The 20,938-nt window shown below is 68.4% G+C and carries 20 protein-coding genes; 11 read left to right on the top strand and 9 right to left on the bottom strand.

Features of this window, described 5'->3' with window-relative positions:
• Positions 1-53: 53 nt before the first annotated feature.
• Both ACJ7IV_RS04605 and ACJ7IV_RS04600 read left to right on the top strand, forming a co-directional pair.
• Positions 54-1,061: an amidoligase family protein gene (locus tag ACJ7IV_RS04605; RefSeq protein WP_483865979.1), complete on the top strand. Its 1,008-nt coding sequence runs from the start codon at positions 54-56 to the stop codon at positions 1,059-1,061.
• Positions 1,058-1,726 carry a gamma-glutamyl-gamma-aminobutyrate hydrolase family protein gene (locus ACJ7IV_RS04600; protein WP_483865978.1) on the top strand — a complete coding sequence of 223 codons (669 nt, stop codon included), beginning with the start codon at positions 1,058-1,060 and terminating at the stop codon, positions 1,724-1,726. Before ACJ7IV_RS04605 ends, ACJ7IV_RS04600 begins: the two co-directional genes overlap by 4 nt.
• Positions 1,727-1,823: 97 nt before the next feature.
• On the opposite strand, the gene ACJ7IV_RS04595 is transcribed toward ACJ7IV_RS04600, so the two are convergent.
• Entirely contained in the window at positions 1,824-2,249 is a 426-nt protein-coding gene (locus tag ACJ7IV_RS04595; RefSeq protein WP_205743471.1) for an OsmC family protein, read from the bottom strand.
• A gap of 155 nt (positions 2,250-2,404) precedes the next feature.
• Here ACJ7IV_RS04595 and ACJ7IV_RS04590 point away from each other — a divergent pair, with 155 nt between their 5' ends.
• Positions 2,405-3,289, top strand: a complete 885-nt coding sequence (locus ACJ7IV_RS04590; protein WP_483865977.1) for an aldo/keto reductase — start codon at positions 2,405-2,407, stop codon at positions 3,287-3,289.
• An 11-nt stretch (positions 3,290-3,300) separates the two neighbouring features.
• Here the strand turns inward: ACJ7IV_RS04590 and ACJ7IV_RS04585 are convergent, their stop codons facing one another.
• Together ACJ7IV_RS04585 and nfi are read right to left on the bottom strand one after the other, a co-directional pair.
• Positions 3,301-3,852 carry a DUF1415 domain-containing protein gene (locus tag ACJ7IV_RS04585; protein ID WP_483865976.1) on the bottom strand — a complete coding sequence of 184 codons (552 nt, stop codon included), beginning with the start codon at positions 3,850-3,852 and terminating at the stop codon, positions 3,301-3,303.
• 72 nt (positions 3,853-3,924) lie between these two features.
• Positions 3,925-4,623 carry a deoxyribonuclease V gene (nfi, locus tag ACJ7IV_RS04580; RefSeq protein ID WP_483865975.1) on the bottom strand — a complete coding sequence of 233 codons (699 nt, stop codon included), beginning with the start codon at positions 4,621-4,623 and terminating at the stop codon, positions 3,925-3,927.
• A gap of 221 nt (positions 4,624-4,844) precedes the next feature.
• On the opposite strand from nfi, the gene ACJ7IV_RS04575 reads away from it, so the two are divergent.
• On the top strand, positions 4,845-6,116 hold the full coding sequence (locus ACJ7IV_RS04575; RefSeq protein WP_483865974.1) for an exonuclease SbcCD subunit D: 1,272 nt from the start codon (positions 4,845-4,847) through the stop codon (positions 6,114-6,116).
• The gene (locus ACJ7IV_RS04570; protein WP_483865973.1) at positions 6,113-9,415 is read left to right on the top strand and encodes an AAA family ATPase; all 3,303 of its coding nucleotides are present in this window, start codon (positions 6,113-6,115) and stop codon (positions 9,413-9,415) included. The genes ACJ7IV_RS04575 and ACJ7IV_RS04570 overlap by 4 nt, the downstream gene beginning before the upstream one ends.
• On the opposite strand, the gene ACJ7IV_RS04565 is transcribed toward ACJ7IV_RS04570, so the two are convergent.
• The 4 genes from ACJ7IV_RS04565 to ACJ7IV_RS04550 form a co-directional block, all read right to left on the bottom strand.
• A complete protein-coding gene (locus ACJ7IV_RS04565; RefSeq protein ID WP_483865972.1) occupies positions 9,405-10,658 on the bottom strand; it encodes an MFS transporter in 1,254 nt (417 codons plus the stop codon). The two genes, ACJ7IV_RS04570 and ACJ7IV_RS04565, sit on opposite strands and share 11 nt — an antisense overlap.
• 55 nt (positions 10,659-10,713) lie before the next feature.
• Positions 10,714-11,388 (bottom strand): SDR family oxidoreductase, encoded by a 675-nt coding sequence (locus ACJ7IV_RS04560; protein WP_483865971.1) that lies wholly within the window; start codon positions 11,386-11,388, stop codon positions 10,714-10,716.
• A 17-nt stretch (positions 11,389-11,405) separates the two neighbouring features.
• The gene (locus tag ACJ7IV_RS04555; protein ID WP_483865970.1) at positions 11,406-12,731 is read right to left on the bottom strand and encodes an IS200/IS605 family accessory protein TnpB-related protein; all 1,326 of its coding nucleotides are present in this window, start codon (positions 12,729-12,731) and stop codon (positions 11,406-11,408) included.
• Between the two features lie 213 nt (positions 12,732-12,944).
• Positions 12,945-14,309, bottom strand: a complete 1,365-nt coding sequence (locus ACJ7IV_RS04550; protein WP_483865969.1) for a CHAD domain-containing protein — start codon at positions 14,307-14,309, stop codon at positions 12,945-12,947.
• A gap of 148 nt (positions 14,310-14,457) precedes the next feature.
• Here ACJ7IV_RS04550 and ACJ7IV_RS04545 point away from each other — a divergent pair, with 148 nt between their 5' ends.
• Positions 14,458-15,741: a sensor domain-containing diguanylate cyclase gene (locus ACJ7IV_RS04545; RefSeq protein ID WP_483865968.1), complete on the top strand. Its 1,284-nt coding sequence runs from the start codon at positions 14,458-14,460 to the stop codon at positions 15,739-15,741.
• On the opposite strand, the gene ACJ7IV_RS04540 is transcribed toward ACJ7IV_RS04545, so the two are convergent.
• Positions 15,735-16,832 (bottom strand): YkvI family membrane protein, encoded by a 1,098-nt coding sequence (locus ACJ7IV_RS04540; RefSeq protein ID WP_483865967.1) that lies wholly within the window; start codon positions 16,830-16,832, stop codon positions 15,735-15,737. The two genes, ACJ7IV_RS04545 and ACJ7IV_RS04540, sit on opposite strands and share 7 nt — an antisense overlap.
• A 327-nt stretch (positions 16,833-17,159) precedes the next feature.
• Here ACJ7IV_RS04540 and ACJ7IV_RS04535 point away from each other — a divergent pair, with 327 nt between their 5' ends.
• The 5 genes from ACJ7IV_RS04535 (at position 17,160) to ACJ7IV_RS04515 (ending at position 19,545) form a co-directional block, all read left to right on the top strand.
• Positions 17,160-17,567 (top strand): hypothetical protein, encoded by a 408-nt coding sequence (locus tag ACJ7IV_RS04535; protein ID WP_483865966.1) that lies wholly within the window; start codon positions 17,160-17,162, stop codon positions 17,565-17,567.
• 114 nt (positions 17,568-17,681) lie between these two features.
• Complete coding sequence (locus tag ACJ7IV_RS04530) at positions 17,682-18,029, top strand: putative quinol monooxygenase (RefSeq protein WP_483865965.1); 348 nt, start codon at positions 17,682-17,684, stop codon at positions 18,027-18,029.
• A gap of 64 nt (positions 18,030-18,093) precedes the next feature.
• On the top strand, positions 18,094-18,486 hold the full coding sequence (locus ACJ7IV_RS04525; RefSeq protein ID WP_483865964.1) for a gamma-glutamylcyclotransferase family protein: 393 nt from the start codon (positions 18,094-18,096) through the stop codon (positions 18,484-18,486).
• A 37-nt stretch (positions 18,487-18,523) separates the two neighbouring features.
• Positions 18,524-19,273 (top strand): dienelactone hydrolase family protein, encoded by a 750-nt coding sequence (locus ACJ7IV_RS04520; RefSeq protein WP_483865963.1) that lies wholly within the window; start codon positions 18,524-18,526, stop codon positions 19,271-19,273.
• Positions 19,264-19,545, top strand: a complete 282-nt coding sequence (locus ACJ7IV_RS04515) for a DUF503 domain-containing protein (RefSeq protein WP_483865962.1) — start codon at positions 19,264-19,266, stop codon at positions 19,543-19,545. Before ACJ7IV_RS04520 ends, ACJ7IV_RS04515 begins: the two co-directional genes overlap by 10 nt.
• Positions 19,546-19,572: 27 nt before the next feature.
• Here ACJ7IV_RS04515 and ACJ7IV_RS04510 read toward each other — a convergent pair whose 3' ends face one another.
• Complete coding sequence (locus ACJ7IV_RS04510) at positions 19,573-20,904, bottom strand: carboxypeptidase-like regulatory domain-containing protein (protein WP_483865961.1); 1,332 nt, start codon at positions 20,902-20,904, stop codon at positions 19,573-19,575.
• Positions 20,905-20,938: the final 34 nt, after the last annotated feature.

Raw genomic sequence — 20,938 nt, 5'->3', positions numbered from 1 at the left:
AGGCCGATATGATACGCTCTCAGACGCTCCCATGTGACGCACAGGATGCCGCCATGACGCCGCTACCGCCACCCGAACCGCATACCCCCGACGGCGAGACCCGCCGCGTGGGGGTCGAGATCGAGTTTGCCGGCCTGCCTCCCCAGGATACCGCTGCGATGGTGTGCGAGCTGTTCGGCGGCGAGGTGAAGGTGATCAGCCCTCACCGCCTCAAGGTGGAAGAGACTCGCTGGGGCACCTTCACCATCGAGCTCGATACCCAGTATGCCCATCCCGATACGGAAGTGCTGGAGGCCATGCCCAGCGGCGACAGCGAGTGGGAGCGCCATCGCCACCAGATGCGCATCGACTTCCATAACCGCACCCGCGAGCTGATCGGCGACGTGGTCACCGGGCTAGTGCCCACCGAGATCGTCTGTCCACCGATCCCCTGGGACGAGCTCGGCGAGCTGGATGCGCTGTTCGAGGCGCTGCGCGAGCATGGCGCCAAGGGTACCGACGCCAGCCTGCTCTACGGCTTCGGGCTGCACCTCAACCCCGAGGTCCCCAGCCTCGAGGTGGAGAGCCTGCTCGACCACCTGCGTGCCTATCTGCTTACCGCCGAGTGGCTGCGTGAACAGATCGACGTAGATATCACCCGCGAGGTGCTGCCCCATGCCAACCCCTTCCCCAAGGCCTACGCCCTCAAGGTGCTGGCCGCCGACTACTCGCCGGACCTCGACACCCTGATCGGCGACTACCTGGCCGACAATCCGACCCGCAACCGCGAGCTCGACATGACCCCGCTGTTCGCCCATCTGCGACCGGATTACCCCCACGAGCTGTTCCGCAACAAGCTGGTCAAGTCCCGCCCCACCTTCCACTACCGGCTACCCGACGCGCGTCTCTCGCAGCCGGGCTGGGGCTCGGCGGTGGAGTGGAATCGCTGGCTGGAGGTGGAGAAGCTGGCCGCCGACAAGCCGGCGCTCCGCCAGCGTGCCGCCGGCTATGTCGCCAAGCACACCCGTTCGCCACTCACCCGCCTGTGGCTGCGCCTGCGCGGCTGGGTGAAGTCCACATGAGCGAGCGCCCGCTGATCGGCATCACCACCTCGGATCGCAAGAGCCATATCGCCTGGCTGTTCGACTGGTTTGCGGTGTGGCGCCACGGTGGCAGGCCACGGCGGCTGTCGCCGTCGCGGCCCTGGCCGGAGCGCCTCGATGGCCTGATCATCGGCGGCGGCGACGACATCCAGGCGCACCTCTACGATGCCGAGGTACAGATCGACGTGCGCGTCGACCCCCAGCGCGACGAGCTGGAGCTGGAACTGCTCGAGACCTTCATCCCCCGGGGCACTCCGGTGCTCGGCATCTGCCGCGGGGCCCAGCTGATCAACGTCTACCTGGGCGGCACCCTGGACCCGGACATCTACACCAGCCATGAGGGGCTCAAGCGGCGGCGCACGGTGCTGCCGCGCAAGACCGTGGATATCGTCGGTGACAGCCAGCTGCATCGCATCCTGCGGGTCAGCTGGTGTCGCATCAACAGCCTCCACCACCAGGCCGTCAGGCAGGCCGGACGCGGCATCGAGATCGTCGCCCGCGACCGCGACGGCCTGGTGCAGGGCATCGAGTCCCGCGACCACGACTTCCTGATCGGCGTGCAGTGGCACCCCGAGTGGCTGGTCTTCAACCGCCCCCAGCAGCGCCTGATTCGCGCCCTGGTCAGCGCCGCACGGGCCGCCTAGCGTCCGGCTGCACACCGCTTGCGATGATCCCAGAAAAAAACCGGGGCCACCCTTGGGTGGCCCCGGTGCATCGGGCGGTGGATGAGCGGCTCGGGCCTCAGCCCTCCAGCGTCGCCTCCAGGGTGATCTCGGCCTTAAGCAGCTTGGAGATCGGGCAGTTCTCCTTGGCGCCATTCGCCGCTTCCTCGAAGGCGGCCTGATCGGCACCCGGCACCCGGCCGACGGTGGTCAGGTGCACCGCGGTGACCGACAGGGTGTCCGGATCCAGGGTCACCTTGGCCTTGGTATCGAGGCTGTCGGCGGTGTAGCCCGCCTCACCGAGCACCAGCGACAGGGCCATGGTGAAGCAGCCGGCATGGGCCGCGCCGATCATCTCCTCCGGATTGGTGCCCTCGGCACCCTCAAAGCGCCGGCGGAAGTCATACGGCGTATCCTTCAACACCCCGCTTCGGGTAGAGAGCGTACCGCCTCCTTCCTTCAGGCTGCCCTTCCACTGTGCGCTGGCAAAGTTCTCGATCGACATATCGGCTCCTTGTGTTGTGCGATGGGATATCTCACCTTCACACCATAGATCATGGGGCCCGGATTCCCATGACTCAAGGGTTGATTGCAACGCCGTCGACCAGCACCCAGAATACATGGAAGAATTTTCCAAGATTATAAAAAAGGAGCCACGCCATGCTGTCCTCCACCAGCGTCACCCTGCCCGCTACCGCCCATGAACCCGCCATCGAGCTGCCGGCCATCGGCCAGGGCACCTGGTACATGGGTGAGGGGCTTGCCCCGCGCAGCGACGAGATACGCGCGCTGCAGCACGGCCTGGCCATGGGCCTGACCCTGATCGATACCGCCGAGATGTATGCCGATGGCGGCGCCGAGAGGGTGGTGGGCGAAGCACTGGCCGGGCGGCGCGACGAGGCCTTCCTGGTCTCCAAGGTCTACCCCTGGAACGCGGGCCGGGATTCGGCCATCGCCGCCTGCGAGGCGAGCCTGAAGCGCCTGCGCACCGACCACCTCGATCTCTACCTGCTGCACTGGCCGGGCAGCATCCCGCTGGATGAGACCCTGGAGGCCTTCGAGCGCCTGCGCGAGGCCGGCAAGATCCGCCGCTTCGGGGTCTCCAACTTCGACATCGACGAGATGCGCGCGCTGCACGCCCTGCCCGGCGGCGAGGCCTGCGCGGTGAACCAGGTGCTCTACCACCTGGGCTCCCGGGGCATCGAGCACGCCCTGCTGCCGTGGCAACGCGAACATGGCATGCCGACCATGGCCTACTGTCCGCTGGCCCAGGCCGGCGGCCTGCGCGAGGACCTGCTCGGCCACCCCGAGGTGCTGGGCATCGCCGCACGCCACGGCATCACCCCGGCCCAGGTGCTGCTGGCCTGGGCGATCCGCCCGCACGATGGCCGCCGGGACGTCATCGCCATCCCCAAGGCCGCGCGGACCGAGCACGTGGAGCAGAATGCCGCCGCCCTGCATGTCAGGCTCGATGACGACGTCCTGGCCCGCCTGAACGCCACCTTCCCGGCCCCGGACCGCAAGGTGCCGCTGGATATCGTCTAGCCCGGCAGCGGTCAGGAGGTGCCGCGCAGCCTGGCCAGCGCCTGCGCCAGGGCCTCATGGCCCACCTCGCGCAGCGCCGCGATATTGCGCTCGGGAATCGCCTCGGGATCCGGGTAGTGGGCCAGCGCCTGCTCCAGCCCCGCCTCGCGCAGCAGGTGCAGCATCGGGAAGGGCGAGCGGTTGGTGAAGTTGGCGGGATCCTCCGGCTCGGCATCCGCGAAGCGATACTCCGGATGGAAGCTCGCCAGCTGATAGGTGCCTTCATAGCCTTGGTCGGCCAGCAGCGCCTCGGCCACCTCCAGGAAGTCCAGGTAGTCGTCGAAGGCCTCGAGGCCCGGGGTGAGCACCAGCAGGGTGGTCTCGATAGCGCGTGTCTCGTCGAGGCGTTCGCACTCGGCCACCAGGGTCAGCAGGGCCTGCTCCCAGTCGCCGGCGTCCAGGATGACGTAGCGGACAGTGTCGCGGGCCACCTCGCGGCCGGCGAAGGGGCAGACATTGCGGGCGACCACGAAGGTCTCCACCCATTGGCGGGTAGCGGCGAGGGGATCAACGGCTTGGGTCATGGTCGGCTCGGCAGGAGAGTGGGTCGGCAGTATAGCGCAGCGCCTGCGTCCCCGAGGCCTGCGCCAAGCCTCCTAGCCACGTTCACCCCCGCGGCGAGAGGCCAGGCGATCCGCCAGCCGCGTGGGCTCCGGCAGCTTGGTACGCCCCAGGCATGCGACCACCCACGCCAGCGCCGTGGGCAGCGCGACCCGATGCCCCGGCGAGACGAAGAGCGGCTTCACCCCGCCCCGCGAGCGCAGCACCGCGCCGATCACCTCGTCCTCGGGGCCATCGACCAGCGGCGTCCAGTCGCCCCGCGCCGGGCCCGGCTCGCCATGGCGCCCGCACAACCGCGACTTGGCCACGCCGATGGTGGGCAGGTCGAGCCACAGCCCCAGGTGGCTGGCCACCCCGAGCCGTCGCGGATGGGCGATGCCCTGGCCATCCACCATCACCAGCTCGGGGCGCACGCTCAAACGATCGAAGGCGGCCAGCGCCGCCGGTACCTCGCGAAACGATAGCAGCCCCGGGATATAGGGCATCCGCGTTGGCTCGCGCTGCACCACCTGCTCCACCACCTCGAACCGCCTGTCCTCCCCGGGCGGCCAGGCCATCACCACCACCGCCGCCCGGGTGATCGCCCCACCGTCCTCGAAGCCGATATCCACCCCGGCGATATGACGCACTTCACCCAGGCGATCCTTGCGCTCGACGCGCCCGGAAAGACGCTTCTGCAGGGCGATGGCATCTGCCGGGGCAAGGTTCCATTCATGAAGGCAAGAGAGTGGCATGGGGGCTCCTGTTCCACGACGTGAGGAGCGCTGGGGACAAGCCGAAGAGGGGGTCCTACGCCAGGGATGGCGTCGGTAGCGCCCAAGGAGGGGTTCACAGCGCCCCCTCGCAGGCTTGTCGCCAGATCAGCTTCGACCAGAAGTACCGCAGGCCTCCTGAACAACCGCTTTCGAGTGACATAGACTATCGCCTTCAGATACCGGCAGGAAGGGAGACCACCATGAAGCTGATCCACACCGCCGACTGGCACCTGGGCCAGAGCTTCCACGGCCAGGAGCGCCACGCTGAACACCGCGCCTTCCTGACCTGGCTGCTCGATACCCTGGCCCAGCGCCAGGCCGACGCCCTGCTGGTGGCCGGCGATATCTTCGACGTGGTCAACCCCTCGCTGCGCGCCCAGGAACTGCTCTATAACTTCATCGTCTCCGCCCACGAGCGGCTGCCGAGCCTGGACATCGTGCTGATCGCCGGCAACCACGACAGCGGCAATCGCATCGAGCTGCCCGCCCCGCTGATGCGCCGCCTGCGTACCCACGCCCTGGGCCGAGTGAGCTGGCTGGACGACGGTCGCCTCGATGCCGAGCGCCTGCTGGTACCGCTCAACGACGCCACCGGCGAGACCCGCGCCTGGTGCCTGGCACTGCCCTTTCTGCGCCCAGCCGAGGTCACCGGCGCAAGAGTGGCCAGTGACGACGACGCCTCCCCCAAGGATGACGGCCCCAACGACTATGTAGCGGGCATCACCCGCGTGCACCGTCAGCTGATCGAGGCCGCTCGCGACCGACGCCAGCCCGGCCAGGCGCTGGTGGCCATGAGCCACGCCCACCTGCATGGCGCCGCGGTCTCCGAGGCCAGCGAGCGACCCATCGTGATCGGTGGCGAGGAGTCGATCTCCGCCGCCCTCTTCCCGGCCGAGATCGCCTACGTGGCCCTGGGCCACCTGCACCGCGCCCAGCAGGTAGGCGAGGCGCGCATCCGCTACAGCGGAAGCCCCCTGCCGCTGGACTTCAGCGAGGTCGCCTATCCCCACCAGGTAGTGGAGGTGACCCTCGATGGCGAGGCCCTGGGCAACACCCAGACGATCCCCGTGCCGCGCCCGGTGGCCATGCATCGCATCGGCCCCGGCCCGCTCGAGGCGGTGCTGGCCGAACTCGAGACGCTGGAAGATGACCCGGGACTGTCCAGGGAGCAATGGCCCTGGCTGGAGGTACGCGTGGAGCTGGACGCCCCGATTCCCGACCTGCGTGCCCGGGTGGATGCCGCCCTGGCGGGCAAGGCACTGCGCCTGCTGCGCCTGGAGCGTCGCCTGCCCCGCGTCGAAGGCAATAACGGCCCGGCGCGGGTCGACCTGGAGACCCTGGGCCCACGCAAGCTCTTCGAGCGCACCTGGGAGGGCCGCTGGGGCGAGCCACCGGACGCCGATGTTCTGGCCGACTTCGACCGTCTGCGCCAGGAGGTACAGGACGCCGACCACGGGGAGGAGCCGGCATGAAGATCCTCGCCCTGCGCCTGGAGAACCTGGCCTCCCTGCCCGGCCCGCTGGAGCTCGACTTCACCTCGCCACCGCTGGCCGATGCCGGCCTGTTCGCCATTACCGGGCCCACCGGTGCCGGCAAGAGCACCCTGCTCGATGCCCTGTGCCTGGCGCTCTACGGGAGCACCCCGCGGTTGCGCCAGGCACCGAGCCGCGACAGCCAGATCGATGACACCGCGGACTCCACCCTGACCACCGGCGATGCACGCACCCTGCTGCGCCGCGGCACCGCCGGGGGCCACGCCGAGGTGGATTTCCTGGGCCGCGACGGGCTTCGCTATCGCGCCCGCTGGGCGGTGCGCCGGGCCCGCCACAAGCCCGGCGGGCGCCTGCAGGCGGTGGAACAGTCGCTGACCGACCTCGATGACGACCGCCTGCTGACCGCCCAGAAGCGCGAGTTCGACCGTCTGCTGCCGGAGCGCCTGGGGCTCACCTTCGAACAGTTCACCCGCGCCGTGCTGCTCGCCCAGAGCGAATTCGCCGCCTTCCTGCAGGCCGACGACAACGCCCGCAGCGACCTACTCGAGCGCCTCACCGGCACCCGCGAATACTCCGAGATCTCCATGGCCGCCTACCGCCGCACCAGCCAGGCGAAGAAGGCCGTGGAGGCCCTGGAGACACGGCTCGCCGACGACCTGCCTGCCGCGCCCGAGGTCCGCGCCGAACTGGAGCGCACCGCCGAGGCCAGCCGCCGGGCCCTCGACGAGCTGCAGAAGCAGGCGGAATCGCTCAAGGCCGAGCGGCGCTGGCACGACGACGATGACCGCCTGAACAAGGCCTGGTATGACGGCCTTGCCCAGCGGCAGGCCGCCGAGGAGGAGTGGCAGGCACTCGCCGGGCAGCGCGCCGACCGCGGCTGGCACCGGCTGATCGCCCCGCAGCGCCACGCCCTCGGCCGCCAGGCCGAGCTGCCCGACGAGATCGCCGCCCTGCAGGCGACCCACGCCGGCACCCTGAAGGCGCGACAGGAGGCCGACACCGAGCAGCAGGCCGCCGGCCAGGCCCTCGAACAGGCAGAACAGTCGCTTGAGGCAACCGGCGAGGCCCGCCGACGGGCCGAACCCGAACTGCGCCAGGCCCGCGAACAGGCCCAGCGCCTGGCCACACTGGAGCAGCGACTCGGCGAACTGGAGGCGTCTCTGGACCGGCAGCGGCGACACGCCGATGAGCTGGCCGGTCAACACCGCCAGGCCCAGGCCGCACAGCAGGACCGCCAGCGCCAGCGCGACGACTGGCAGGCGACGCTGCACAGGCTGCTGGGCGGCCACGCCGACCTCGACAGCGCCCGCCAGGCCGCTCAGCAGGCTCATGACCAGGCTGCCCGGCGTCACCTCGCCTTGGAGGAGCTGGCCAGTCGCTGGCAGGAGTTCGGCCGCGCCACCCAGGCCCACACGCGGCTGACAGGCCAGCTCGACGAGCAGCGCTCACGGCGGGACAGGCTGCTGGCCGAGGGTCAGACCGCCCGTGAGCTCCTCGACCGCAGCCAGGCCCATTTCGAGAGCGTCAGTGCACTGATCGAGCGTAGCCGCGCCGTGCGCAGCGAAAGCGTGGTGCGCCTGCGCGAGGCCCTGAAGCAGGATGAGCCCTGCCCGGTATGTGGTGGACTCGACCACCCCTGGCGGCAGCGGCCACCGGCCACACCCGAGGCGGCCCAGCTGGCCGCCCAGGAGCAGGAGGAAGCGCGCCAGCTCGACGAGGCCCGAAATGCCCGCGATACCGCCCAGAAGCGACGCGACGAACTGGTGGGTGACTATCGCGGCGTGGAGCGCTCGCTCAAGCAGTTGGCTGCCGATCTCGAGGCCGCCGAGCAACGCCTGGACAGCGCCCGACAGGCGCTGGCGGGGCATCCGCTGCAAGGGGAGTTCACCGCCGTCGACGAGGCTCAGCGCGACGGCTGGCTGCAGGCCCAGCGCGAGCAGAGCGAGGCGCAGCGCCACCGGCAGCGCCAGGCACTGGACGAGCTGAACCGGGCCGAGGCGGAGCTGGCCCCGCTGGAGAAGGCGCTCCAGGAGGGGCGTCTCGCGCTGACCCGCCTGGAGACCGAGAAGACCGGCGCCGACCGACAGCTGGCCGAACTCGAGGGGCAGCTGCCACCCCTGCGCCAGCAGCGCGACGAGCTCGCCCGCACCCTCGCCGAGCGACTCGGCGACCACGCCTCACCCGACGCCTGGCAGCAGCAGCTCGAGGCGCACCAGGAGAGCACCCGCCAGACACGCGACAACGCCTTGGCGCACCTGCACGACGTCCAGCGAGAGAACCAGCGTCTCACCCAGCTGGCGGAGCATGAGGCCCGACAGCTGGAGCAGCGCCGCCAGGAGCAGCAGCGCCTGACGCAGCAGCTCGACGAGTGGCGCCGCGCCCACCCGGGGCTGGATGATGACACCCTGGCGAGGCTGCTGAGCCAATCCGAGGACGAGGCCAGGGAGGCGGAACGGCGGATCGAGGCAAGCGACCAGCAACGCCAGCGGGCCACCGCCACCCTGGCCGAGCGGCGTGACGCCCTGCTGCACCACCGTAGGGGCCAGGCGTTGACCGAGGGCGAGGATGATCAGGCGCTGCTGGATGAGGCGGTCGCCGGGACACTGCAGCAGCGCCGCGCGGCCCTCGACGAGGCCTGGGCCGAACTGGGCCCCAGGCTGGAGGCAGCCCAGCGGGCCCGGGATGAATCGGCCTTCGCCTTGAGTGACGACCAGCGCAGGCTCGAGCGCCAGAAGGCCGCCCAGGACGAACTGGAGGCCGCCCGCAGCGAATACCGCCGCTGGGGACGCATCAGCGAGCTGATCGGCTCCGCCGACGGCAAGGTCTTCCGGCGTATCGCCCAGGCCTACAACCTGGAGCAGCTGCTCGAGCACGCCAATACCCACCTGGCCGGGCTCAGCCGCCGCTACCGACTGATCCGCGGCGGCAGCGACCTCGGCCTGCTGGTGGTGGATCAGGACATGGCCGACGAACGCCGCTCGGTTCACTCCCTGTCCGGCGGCGAGACCTTCCTGGTCTCGCTGGCCCTCGCGCTGGGGCTCGCCTCCATGGCCTCGGGGGAGCTCACCATCGAGTCACTGTTCATCGACGAGGGCTTCGGCAGCCTCGACCCGCAGTCACTGGCCCTGGCCATGGATGCCCTGGACGGCCTGCAGGCGCTGGGCCGCCGCGTCGGCGTGATCTCCCACGTCCAGGAGATGCACGAGCGCATCCCGGTGCAGATCCAGGTGGAACCGCAGGGTAACGGCACCAGCCGGGCAAGCATCGTCAGCGCCTGAGGGGGGCGCCGCCGTCGTCGTGCGCGCCCTGCCGGGACGCCCAGGCAAAGCCGAGCAGGCCGAAGATCGGCCCGGGGACCAGCAGCCAGGCGGCGTTCAAACCGACCCGCTCGAACAGCGCCGTGGTGGCGGCGATCGAGACCACGGTAATCGCAAAGCCGATGGAGTTCTGGATCGCCAGGGCGGCCCCCACGAGCTCGCGCGGGCAGGCCTTGGCCGCCAGCGCCGAGAACTGTGGCGAGTCGGCGATCACGGTGGCCCCCCACACCAGCAGCAGCAGGCCCAGCACGGGGGCCGGCAACCCCTCCCAGAACAGTGCGAAGAGCAGGGCACAGAGGCCCGAACCGGCCAGGGCACCCAGGGCTACCCTGGCGCTGCCCAGGCGGCGCGACAGCAGGCCGCCGACCAGGCAGCCCAGCGCGCCCACGGCGATGATGCCGAACGCCATGCCGGAGACCCCGAGCACGCCATACTCAGCGGCCAGCACCGAGTGCGACACCAGCAGCGGCACCACCGTCCAGAAGGCGTAGAGCTCCCACATGTGGCCGAAGTAGCCCAGGGCGGCCGCGCGAAAACGCGGCAGCCTGAAGGCATCCAGGACCGTGGCACGACGCGCTGCCCCGCTGGCCGATGCCTGGCGCTGTCGGGCATCCGGCAGGTGCGGCCCATCCCCCAGCCACAGGATCAGCAGGGCTCCCAGCAGCGCCAGCCCCGAGGAGGCGAGGATGACGGCCTGCCAGGGGAGCTCGGCCCCCACCTCCCGCAGCCCATGGGGCAGCGCCGTGCCCAGCGTCAGCATGGCGACCAACTGCGCCAGCGCCTGGCCGGTTCGCTCCGGCGCCCAGCTGACGATCAGCTTCATGCCCACCGGGTAGATGCCCGCCAGCGACAGGCCCACCAGGAAGCGGAACAGCATGGCGCTGGCCAGCCCCTCCGAGAGCCAGACGAAGCCGGCGTTGAACAGCGCTCCGGCGATGGCACTGCACACGAAGATACGACTGGCACGATAGCGATCCGCCAGGCCGCCCAGCGCCATGATCAGGGTGCCGAGGATGAAACCGCTCTGCACCGCGCTGGTCAGCCAGCCGATATCGGCGGCGCTGGCCTGCCAGGCGCGCATCAGGTCATCCGTCGCACTGTTGGCGCTGAACCACAGCGAGGTGCCGAGCAGCTGGGCAAGGGCGATAATGGCCACCGGCCATGCCGGGCTGCCGGCGCTCATTGCGCCGTTCGCGGACGCCATGGCGCTCCTCCGGTTGTTCCCCGCGCCATGCCGGGCGCCGGAGCGCTGGACGGCGTCACCAGGGCAGCACCTCGCCGTTGCTGTGCCAGAAGCCACCGCTGTTCTCCAGGGTCAGCTCCTCGATGCGCTTGGCAATGCCCGCGGCGGCCTCCTCGGCGCTGATCATGCCGCCGAAGTTGACCATGCGCGTCTTCACATACCCGGGATGGATCTGGGCCACGGCGATGCCGCGCGGCTTGAGGTCCATGGCCAGCGACTTGCCGAAGGCATTGAGCGCCGCCTTGGAGGCGCGATAGCCGTAGCGGCCGCCGGAGTCGTTGTCGGCGATGGAGCCCATGCGGCTGGTGATGTTGGCGATCCTGGCGCCCTCACCCAGGTTGTCCAGCAGCGCCTCGCTCACCCGCAGCGGCGCATAGGCATTGATCTCCATCTGGCTGCGAATGGAGTCGAAATCGATCTCGCCCAGTGATTCATCCCTGAGCATCCCGGCATTGTTGATCAGCAGGTCCAGGCGGTGACCCGCCAGTTCCCCCTTGAGGCGATCAACGTCCTCGGCGCGGGTCACGTCGATGCCCTCGATCAGCGTCTCGGCGACGTCGCGCAGCTCGGCGGCCTCCTCGCCGCCACTGCGGCAGACGCCGATCACCGCCCAGCCGGCGGCGTGATAGTGGCGAGCCAGGGCCAGGCCGACGCCGCGGTTGGCGCCGGTGATCAGTACGGTGGCAGTCATGTGAACACTCCCACGCATCATGCGACGCATTGATGCGGGGCTTCAGGCTCTCGCCGCCAGAGCGTTGAGAGCGTGACCGGTGTTCTCGGTTTGCCAGGGGAGCTTCTGCCCGCTGACAACTGCCCGTCCTTGCGGCGGGTCAGCTTGTGTTTCCAAGCCCAATAGCGGGCACCGATGTTGTAGCTGGCGTTGAGGTCGGCGTTGTACTGCTTGCCGTTCGGAAAGGTAGCCAGTTCGTGCTGTGCCTTGTCCCGCTTGACGCGACCCGAGCCATCGAAAGCCCAGGAAGACGTGCCCCGGGCATAGACGTAGACAACCCGACCACCCGCCTCGGCCATTTTCTGCTCGATCAGCGTGGCCAGCCAGCGATGCAGCCACTGATGAAAGCGCTGGCGAAGTCCCGACCGCTTCTTGCCGGCTTTGGGGCGCCAGCCCTTCAGGTCTTCCAGCACGATCACATCGGCTCCCTGTGCCAGTGCGAAGTCGACCAGTCGACGGGAGGTCTGCTGGGCGATGTCCTCGTTGATGTGCTGGGCCTTGCGATACCATGTCCGCCCGAACCCTTTCGAGAGCCTGGCGGTCTTGCGCGCCTTGCGGCGAATCAGCGTGGCGCGCTTGTCGCGACGGTCTATGTCCGCGGCGGGGTGGAAGAATCCACGCGCTGCGACAGTGCCGTCCGGTGTCACGATGCTGGCCGTGGCCAGCGTATTGATCCCCACGTCCACGGCGCATGCGCGCTGCTGGTCAGGGAGGGATTGAGGCGCCAACGCCACCGGCACCGCCAGGTGGCAGCGTCGATTGAGCACCAGGGTGGGCGACTTCACCGTGCCGAGAAGATGGCGCTGACGTACCGCCTTGATCGCCACGTTATGCCACAGCCACTCCTTGCCATCCCACAGCTTCAGGCTGGCGGTGGTGAAGTCGGCATCGAACTTGACCAACTGCCCGCGATACATCGCCGGATAGCAGCCAGCCACGGGGTTGAAGCGCGGTGGCTGGGCATTTTTCCGCTGGCGATCTCCCGACTGCCAGGCCCAATAGCGGGTCAGGTAGCTCGATACCTGGCCCTTGACGAACTCGATGGCGGCTCGGCGCAGGTAAGACGGAAACTTATAGAAACGCTTGGCGAAGTAGTGGTGGCGAGGCGAGGGATTTTTACTGGTGGGGTGCATCAGCCGCTCCACGGCAGCGGCAAAGCTGGAGGCCTGCTGCAGCGACGGCCAGTTGGCCAGGACCACCACCGACAACGCACGGCAGAACTGGCGATACTCCGCCAGCGTCAAACGCATCAGGTGTCGCTGCTGCGTCGTGGCTTGTAGTGGCCACTTGTCCGTGCGAATCATGGTTCGAGTCATGGAAAAAGCCTAAGCCATTACCTGATATTTATCCAGCATTTGCCTTGACGTTCGCCAAGGCTCGCCGCTTAACTAGCGCATCACGCTTCGCGTCGATACGTAGGATGCGCGGCTGACTGGCTCAACTCCTGGATAGATGATGGGGACAGGTCAAAGGTGGAGGAGCCGGCCACGCAGTTCAACCCGGCCCTGCGCCTGGGCTCAGGATGCCAGCGGCGCGAGGGCGACAACCTGCTCACGCAGGTCGCGCTTCTGCTCCTCGAGGGCGGCACACCAGGCAGCGCACTCCTGCCGGCGCCTGGGAGCATTGCGGGAAGCGGCGGCAAAGGCCTCGATCCAGGCCTGGCGGCTGCACAGGTCCTGGAAATCGCCGAGCACTCCCTGGCGACGCTTCAGCCCTTTCAGCAGCCGCCGATGGCGCTTGGGGTCCAGTTCGGCCAGGTAGCGGATGCGCTTCACCCCCTTGCGCAGGTCATGGAAGGCCTCGTCGGGGCTGGCGACGCCGAGGGCGGCAAGCTCGCGATCGTGTTCGGCGATGCGCTCCACGAGCACCCTGTCGACGCGCCGTGAATCCAGGCCAGCCAGCGCCTGCTGGAAGCGGTTGCCATTGAGGAAGGCCTGCCATGCCGCCATCTCCTCGGCATACTCGGATTCACCGAGCTGCCGGCACAGCGCCTCATGCCGCTCCCGCTCGCGGGCGGCCAGCCAGTCATGCAGGGTCATCCGGATCCGCTCCGAGAGCGGCGCCGGCCGAGCATCCAGGCTCTCCAGGAAGACGTGAAGGTCGCGCAGCTCGCTGGTGGCCTGGGCACGGCGCTTGAGCCGCTTCAGCCGCTTCTTCAACCCGGGCACCCTGGCGATGGCGAGCAGAGACTCGCCGATGGCACGGCTGCGGCGCAGGTTGACCCGATACTGGTGCAGGAACTCGGGGTCGATGCCGGCGATCACGCCCGGCTCCAGGGCACGGACCAGGCGATACTGTTGGCACAGCAGCGCGTGAACCCGGCTCGCCGGGTCGGCCTTGCGCAGGTCGGGTGCGACCGGGGCCCGGCGCTTGAAGAGGGCATGGCTCGCCTCGGCGGGCGTCAGGCTGGCGGTGAGCTCGGCGCCGTGCCTGGCCAACGCCTGCCAGGAGGGAACAGGCAACGCCAGGCATACCAGGCCGCCGGTCGGCAGCGACGCCGGGGCCTCGGGACACAGCCAGCGGGCCAGCTGCAGCAGGGCCGGATTATGGCCGATCACCAGCACGCGCTCGCTCGCCTCCGGCAGGCGTCTCACCCACTCGAGAAGCGCCTGCCCCTCGAAGGTATAGAGATCATCGTGAAGCTGTACCCGATCGGCCACCCCGAGGCCGGGCAATACGCTGTCCACGGCCTCCAGGGTCTGCAGGCAGCGCCTGGCGCTGCTGACGTGGATGTCACCCTCAAGTGCACCCCATCGCTGCAGGGGAACGGCCATCGCCTCGGCCTGATGCCGACCTCGCCGCCGCAAGGGACGCCGATGATCGGCCAGGTCGGCACGTGACGACTTCGCCTTGGCATGGCGCATCAGGTAAAGATGTCGCATGGACTCGCTCCGAACCCCGGTGTGTGGTGCCTAGCGTAGACCACTCCCGCCATCACCACCTCGCCGGCAAGCCTGCTGGGCCGCGGCATGCGGCCCTGTGAGAGACTATCCTCCTGAGTGGTCCCACACTGCGCGAGGGAAGTCGCCCATGCCATCATCCAGGAAGAACGAAATCATCCTCTGGAAGGCCCTGTTCGAGGAGTCCTGGGATGGCATGGTGGTCCTCAGGCTCGACGGCAGCATCTACCGGGCCAACCGCCGCTATGCCGAGATGCTGGGCTACACGCTGGAGGAGCTGGGCTCACTGCATGTGTGGGATCTGGATGCCGGTTTCAGCAAGAGTGAGCTGCTGAACATGCTCCGCACCGTCGACAGCGCCGGAGCGCACTTCGAAACCCGGCAACGCCGCAAGGATGGCAGCGTCATCGACGTGGAGCTCAGCAACAACGGCGCCACCTATCAGGGCGACAAGCTGATCTTCTGCATCGTGAGGGACATCACGGCCCGCAAGGCCAACGAAGAGAAGCTTCGGCAGAGTGAGACGCTGCTGCGCGGCATCGCCTCCCAGGTACCCGGGGCGCTCTACCAGTACCGCATGGCACCGGATGGCTCACGCAGCTTCCCCTACTTCAGCGAGGGCATCGTCGAGCTGGGCGGCCTGCCGCTCGATGCGATTTCGGGGCCGGAAACGGATCCTGCCATGTCGAGGATCCTCCCCGAGGATGCCGCGCGCGTGGAAGCCCAGACCCAACACAGCGCCGCCACCATGGATAACGTCCACGTCGAGTTCCGGGCCCTTCACGCCGACGGGTCGATTCGTTGGGTCGAGTGCCGTTCGACACCGCAGCGGGAGGCCGACGGCGGCATCCTCTGGACCGGCATCCTGCTGGACATCACCCAGCGCAAGCGGGCGGAGGAGCGCGTGCAGGCCATGGCGATTACCGACGGCCTCACCGGCATCACCAACCGCCAGGAATTCAGCCGCCTGCTGGACAGGGAGATGGAGCGTGCCAGCCGCTACGCCTCGCCTCTCTCGCTGATCATGTACGACCTCGACCACTTCAAGCACATCAATGACCGCTTCGGCCATAACAGCGGCGACGATGTGCTGAAGAGGGTTGCCGGACTGGTCAACGACAGCATCCGTGGCATCGACCACCACGGGCGATGGGGTGGCGAGGAGTTCATGGTGATGCTGCCACACACCGGCCTCGAGGCGGCCAGCAGGGTCGCTGAGAAGCTGCGGCAGACGATCGCCAACCATCGCTTCGAAACGATCGGCAGTGTCACCGCCAGCTTCGGCGTAGTGGAACTGGCTGGCGGCGAGAACTCCCGGTCACTGGCCCAGCGGGTGGACGAGGCGCTCTACCGGGCCAAGGAGCTCGGCCGGAACCGTGTCGAGGCCCGGGCGAGTCATCAGGATGCTCAATAGCTGGACGAACTGGCCAGACCCGCCCTGGCCTCGCGGCGGGCGGTGTGCCAGCGGTAGCCCAGCGCCACGATCAGGACCAGCCCCACCACGCCCAGCATGGGATAGACGGTGCCGATCAGGGTGCTGAAGCCGAACTGGCTGAGCACCAGGCCCACAGTGGTAAATAGCACGCTGAACACCTTGAAACGGCTGGTCTCCGGCGTCGCGAAACGCGCCGTGAAGGCGAAGAACATGCCCACCGCCGTGCTGTAGATCATGCAGATCAGGGCCAGCGACATGACCATGGCCACCAGCGGAGACACCGCCGTGGCCAGCATCAGCGACGGCATATCGACCCCGACGAGGCGCTCGAGGTTGGCGAACAGGCCGATGTTGAGCAGGAAGATCAGCACGCCGAGGCCCACGCCGCCCAGGATGCCTCCCAGCGCCGCCTCGCGGGAATCGCGGGTCAGCCCGCCGATCACCGAGAGCATGGGGAAGCCCACAGCGATATTGAAGGAGGCGTAGAGCAGTGCGCCGATGAACCAGTGCGAGACCGGCCAGCCCTTGCTGATGGTCGGCACCTCGGTCGCTGCGGCCTCCAGCGTCTCCAGCGAGGCGCTGCTGGTGAAGAAGGAGTAGACGGTGATGGTCAGCACCAGCAGCAGCAGGACCGGCATGATCGCGCTGATCAGGTTGATGATTCCCCGGACCCGCAGGCACAGGGTCAGGATGACCAGCACGCTGAGCAGCACCCCGCCGAACAGCGGCGGCAGGCCATACTGCTGGGCGAAGATGGAGCCGCTGCCGGCCAGCATCACCACGCCGACGCCGAACAGGAAGAACGAGAGCACCAGATCGATGGCCAGTCCCGCCCGCGTGCCGAACAGCGCCACCAGCACCTCCTTGTGGGAGCGCGCCTGCATGCTGGAGCTCATCCGTGCGATCTGCATGCCGAGAAACGCGAACAGCAGGGCGCTGACCAGGGTGCCGGCGATCCCGATGACGCCGTAGCCGGTGAAGAACTGCAGCACCTCCTGGCCCGAGGCGAAGCCACCGCCGATAATGATCGACATGAAGGTCATGGCGATCAGGAAGGGTTGTTTGCTCATCAGAATTACCTCGTTGCACTGCGGGATCACGCCGTCCGCGGGGGATCGGGAACCCGGCTCGGGTCGGAAACCGGCGCGCGACGCTCCGGATCGGGGATGGACGGGCACCGAACACAGGGGTCCGGCGCCAATGGAAACTTAGCATGCACAGCATGCACAAAGTACACGATAAGAAAAATAGTTTCCTATCGTAAAATTGTCTTCCACCCCTCCCGGTCAAGTGCGCCGCATGCTGCGTCGCGATGTCGCCGATCGCGGCATTGACCCGGGACCCGGCAGCGGTCATTATCGATAACAATTCTTGTTTCCCTGAAAGGGCCGACCACCATGAGTCCGCAAAGTCCCAAGGCCTACTACACGGCGGTCTTCCTGCAGGTCTCCTTCCAGGCGATCAAGAACTCCATGGCCGGCAAGGCCAGCGACATAATGCCCTGCTGGCTCGACAGCAAGATGCTGATGATGCTCTCGCGGGAGCTTAAGGAGTGCCAGGCGCAGGCCGAGGACAACGACGCGGCCCGCCGCGCCCTGGCCCAGGCCAGCGACGAGTGCGACACCCTGCTGAAGCGCTGCCCGGGTGGCCTGGATGCCCCCCTCTGCCACCGCCACCTGGATGCCATCCTCGACGCCCTGCAGCGCGCCAGCGCGGCCCTGCCCAAGGCGCCTGCCGCACCGCCCGGTTCCCGCTGGGAACACGCCCGGCAGCGCTTCCGTGAAGGCTTCAAGCGCCTGAACTGAGGGCCTGGCGCCACACCTCTCCCCGGGTTCGGCCTGCACGCGGTTGCCCCGATTCGTTCGCTCTGCCTTGGGGTGGTATCGTCGGCGCCTTACTCACTCATCAGGACAGCCGCGATGTCACAGAAGATCTACTGCACCGCCAGCTTCAAGCCCAAGCCCGGTCGCGAGGAGGCGCTCTTCCGCGCCCTGCAGGCGCTGGAGTCCAACGCCCACCGGGAAGATGCCTGCCTGCTCTACACGGTGACCCGCAGGATCGACAACCCCTTCGCTCAGGGCGACAGCTACCCCATCGTCTTCCACGAGATCTGGGCCAACCGCGAGGCCTTCGAGGCCCACTGCCAGCGCCGCGAGATCCGCGAGTTCTTCGCCACCCACCTGGAAGACCCCGCCGGCGACATCGCGGACGCCAACGTCTGTGTCTATACCGACGAGCCGCTCAACTACGACGCACCAAGGCTGTAACGCCAGCCCCGTCGCCAGGCAGCGTGTTAGCATTCTGGCATCGACGGCTGACGAGAGACCCGACATGCCGCCCCCTGCGCTGGCCATCCCCCGCACGCCGCTGGTGGCCGTCTACGGCACCCTCAAGCGCGGCCTGCGCAATCACCACTGGCTTGATGGCGCCGGCTTCATGGGCAGCGATCGCCTGACAGACGTTACCCTCTATGACCTTGGCCCCTTCCCCGGGGCCAAGCTCGAGCCCTCGCACGGAGTGGAGATCGAGGTCTTCGAGGTGGATGTCCGGCTGCTGACCGACCTCGACCAGTTGGAGGACTACCGCCCCCACCAGCCCCGGCAGGGCCTCTATGATCGCGCCGTTCACCCCACCGCCTTCGGCCCTGCCTGGCTCTATCTCTACAATCCCGACGTGACGGGCTTCACGGCCATACGGCAGGGCGGATGGTGGCCGAGTCCCTGATGACCCCCACCCGCCATCGACATCCTGGAGTCCGCCCATGTCTCGCGCCATCGACATCACCACCGCCGACGGCACCCTCGATGCCCATATCGTCACGCCCGACAACGCCGACCGCCCCCTGCCCGCCGTGGTCTTGTTCACTGATATCGGCGGCCTGCGCCCCTGCTACCACGAGAAGGCGCAGCGGATCGCGGATGGTGGCTATGCGGTGCTGATGCCCAACATCTACTACCGCGATGCGCGCGGCACCGTCGTACCGGAGGGCAAATCCTTCCGCGACCCGGACGTGCGCCCGACACTGTTCGAGTATGCCGCCCACCTGACGCCCGAGGCACGGTCCCGCGACTTCGCCGCACTCCTCGACTGCCTCGAAAGCGAGGTCGAGTTCGCGAACGGCAGGATCGGTGTGGTCGGCTATTGCATGACCGGCGCCTTCGCGCTGCGCCTGGCAGCCGAATACCCGAGCCGGGTCGCCGCTGCGGCCGGCTTCCACTCGGCACGGCTGGCGGTGGCCGACGACCCGGCGAGCCCACTCCACGTGGTCGGCAGCATCCAGGGGCGCGTCTACCTCGGCCACGCCGACCAGGACGAACTGCTGCCCCCCGAGCAGATCGCCCGCCTGGACGAAGCGCTGGCCAGGGCCGGCGTGCACTTCACCACGGAGCTCTACAGGGGAGCCGCTCACGGCTTCACTGCCAAGGACGCCCCCTCCTATGATGCCGCCGCCGACGACCTGCACCATCGCCGCCTTGCCATGCTCCTGGAAGAGACGCTGTCATGCATATAGGAATCCTCACCCTGCACATCTCGCTGCCCGGCTGTCGGTCGCTGAAGGAGAAGCGCCAGCGTATGGGCGGCCTTCACGAGCGCTTCGGGCGCAACCCGGCGGTGGCGGTCTGCGAGAGCGGCGAACACCACCGGCTGGAGGCGAGCGAGTGGACCTTCGTGGTGGTGGACAACGAGGGCCCCAAGGTAGAGGCGCTGCTCGCAGAGATCGAGGACAAGATCCAGCGCAGCGTGGATGGCCGGATGATGGAGGCGACCCGGGAGATGCTCTGACGGTGAGCCGCCATGCGGCCGCAGTTCTTAACGACCCGGCCGGGGCGTCGTGATGCAGCCGGCGGGGCCTGCATCGCCAGGCAACTCCCGCAGGCGGAGACGAAGGTCATGGCGGCGATAGTCGAGATCGAAGGCCATCACCTCGAACACGGTATCGTCCCGTGTGCTGACCAGGCGTGGCGCGGAGTGGTGCACGAAGCGATCGCCATCCACCGTCAACTGCAGGTGCGGCAGGCCATCCGTGTCGTACTCCAGCCGCATCGCCTGGAAGCGCCAGGTCAACGGCGCCTGCCGGGCACAGCTTTCCACATCCAGCGGTACGCCTGGAGCCAGCTCGACGTGCTGGCGCTCCAGCTCCCTGCCCTCGGTATCGGTTACGACTAGCCGGTAGGCACGCGGCCCCGTGAAGGGCGCTCCCTGCTCGGGCAGGGAAGCCAGCAGCGCGCCGCGAACGGGCTCCACCGGCCGTAGCGGTGGCTGGTACACCACCGAGCTCCCCGGCCCGGGACGATAGACGAAGCGCAAGGAGAGCAGTCGCTCGCTACTGATATCGAGTCCCGGCACGCTGCCGGACATCGCCAGCGCCTCGCCGGGCTCCCAGGCGAGCTTGGCGTGGCGATCCCGGGCGGTGCGCAGGAAGAGCGTGCCGGGGGTGTCGCCCAGGGTCAGCCGCGGTTCGGCAGGCGGCTCGGGCGAGGCGTCCCGATAGCGCAGCAGGTAGTCGTAGGAGGGATGGGTGATTCCCTGTGCCTCGGACGAGACGAAGTGCAGCCCGCCCCCATCGGCGGCGGCCAGGGTGACCCGCAGCGGCTCGCGCTCCAGGGCAACGGGGAAGAGGTCGGCCCGGGCCGGGTCACGCACCGGGGCGTGGTCGATGAAGGACCAGCCGAAGGGCTCGCCGGCCTCGTCCCAGCCCAGGTAGGCGATCCCGCCGGGCAGGCGCTCCTTCCGTTCGGCCACCGTCTGCAGGGTCAAGGCCGCGCCAGGGGCCACATAGCCCGCATCGAGCCGCTGAAAGCCCTGCGCCTCGGCCACGAGATGGCCGCTGCCGTTGCCCAGCAGCCACACCGGGCCGGGCAACGGCAGGCGAAAGCGCCCCTCGCCATCGGTGGTCGCGCTAGTTTCGTAGCGCTTGTCCCAGACTAGCTGTCGATCCGCGCCGCTCAAGCCCCAGCCCTGGCGGCTCAAGGTCAGGGTGGCGCCAGCCACCGGTGCATCACTGTGATACTCGATCAACCGCCCAGTCACCGGAGCGGGGGTAAGCCACTCGAGCACCAGCCACACCGCCAGCACCAGCCCCGAGACCGTGGCCCCCGATATCACCACCCACCACCAACGGCGCCTGGCATGCTCGCTCATGGTTCGCCTCCCCTCCTCGCCACCGGCAGCGTAG

It is taken from the genome of Halomonas sp. C10-5, assembly GCF_057169305.1.
This window is presented reverse-complemented; position numbering and strand designations above follow the sequence as displayed.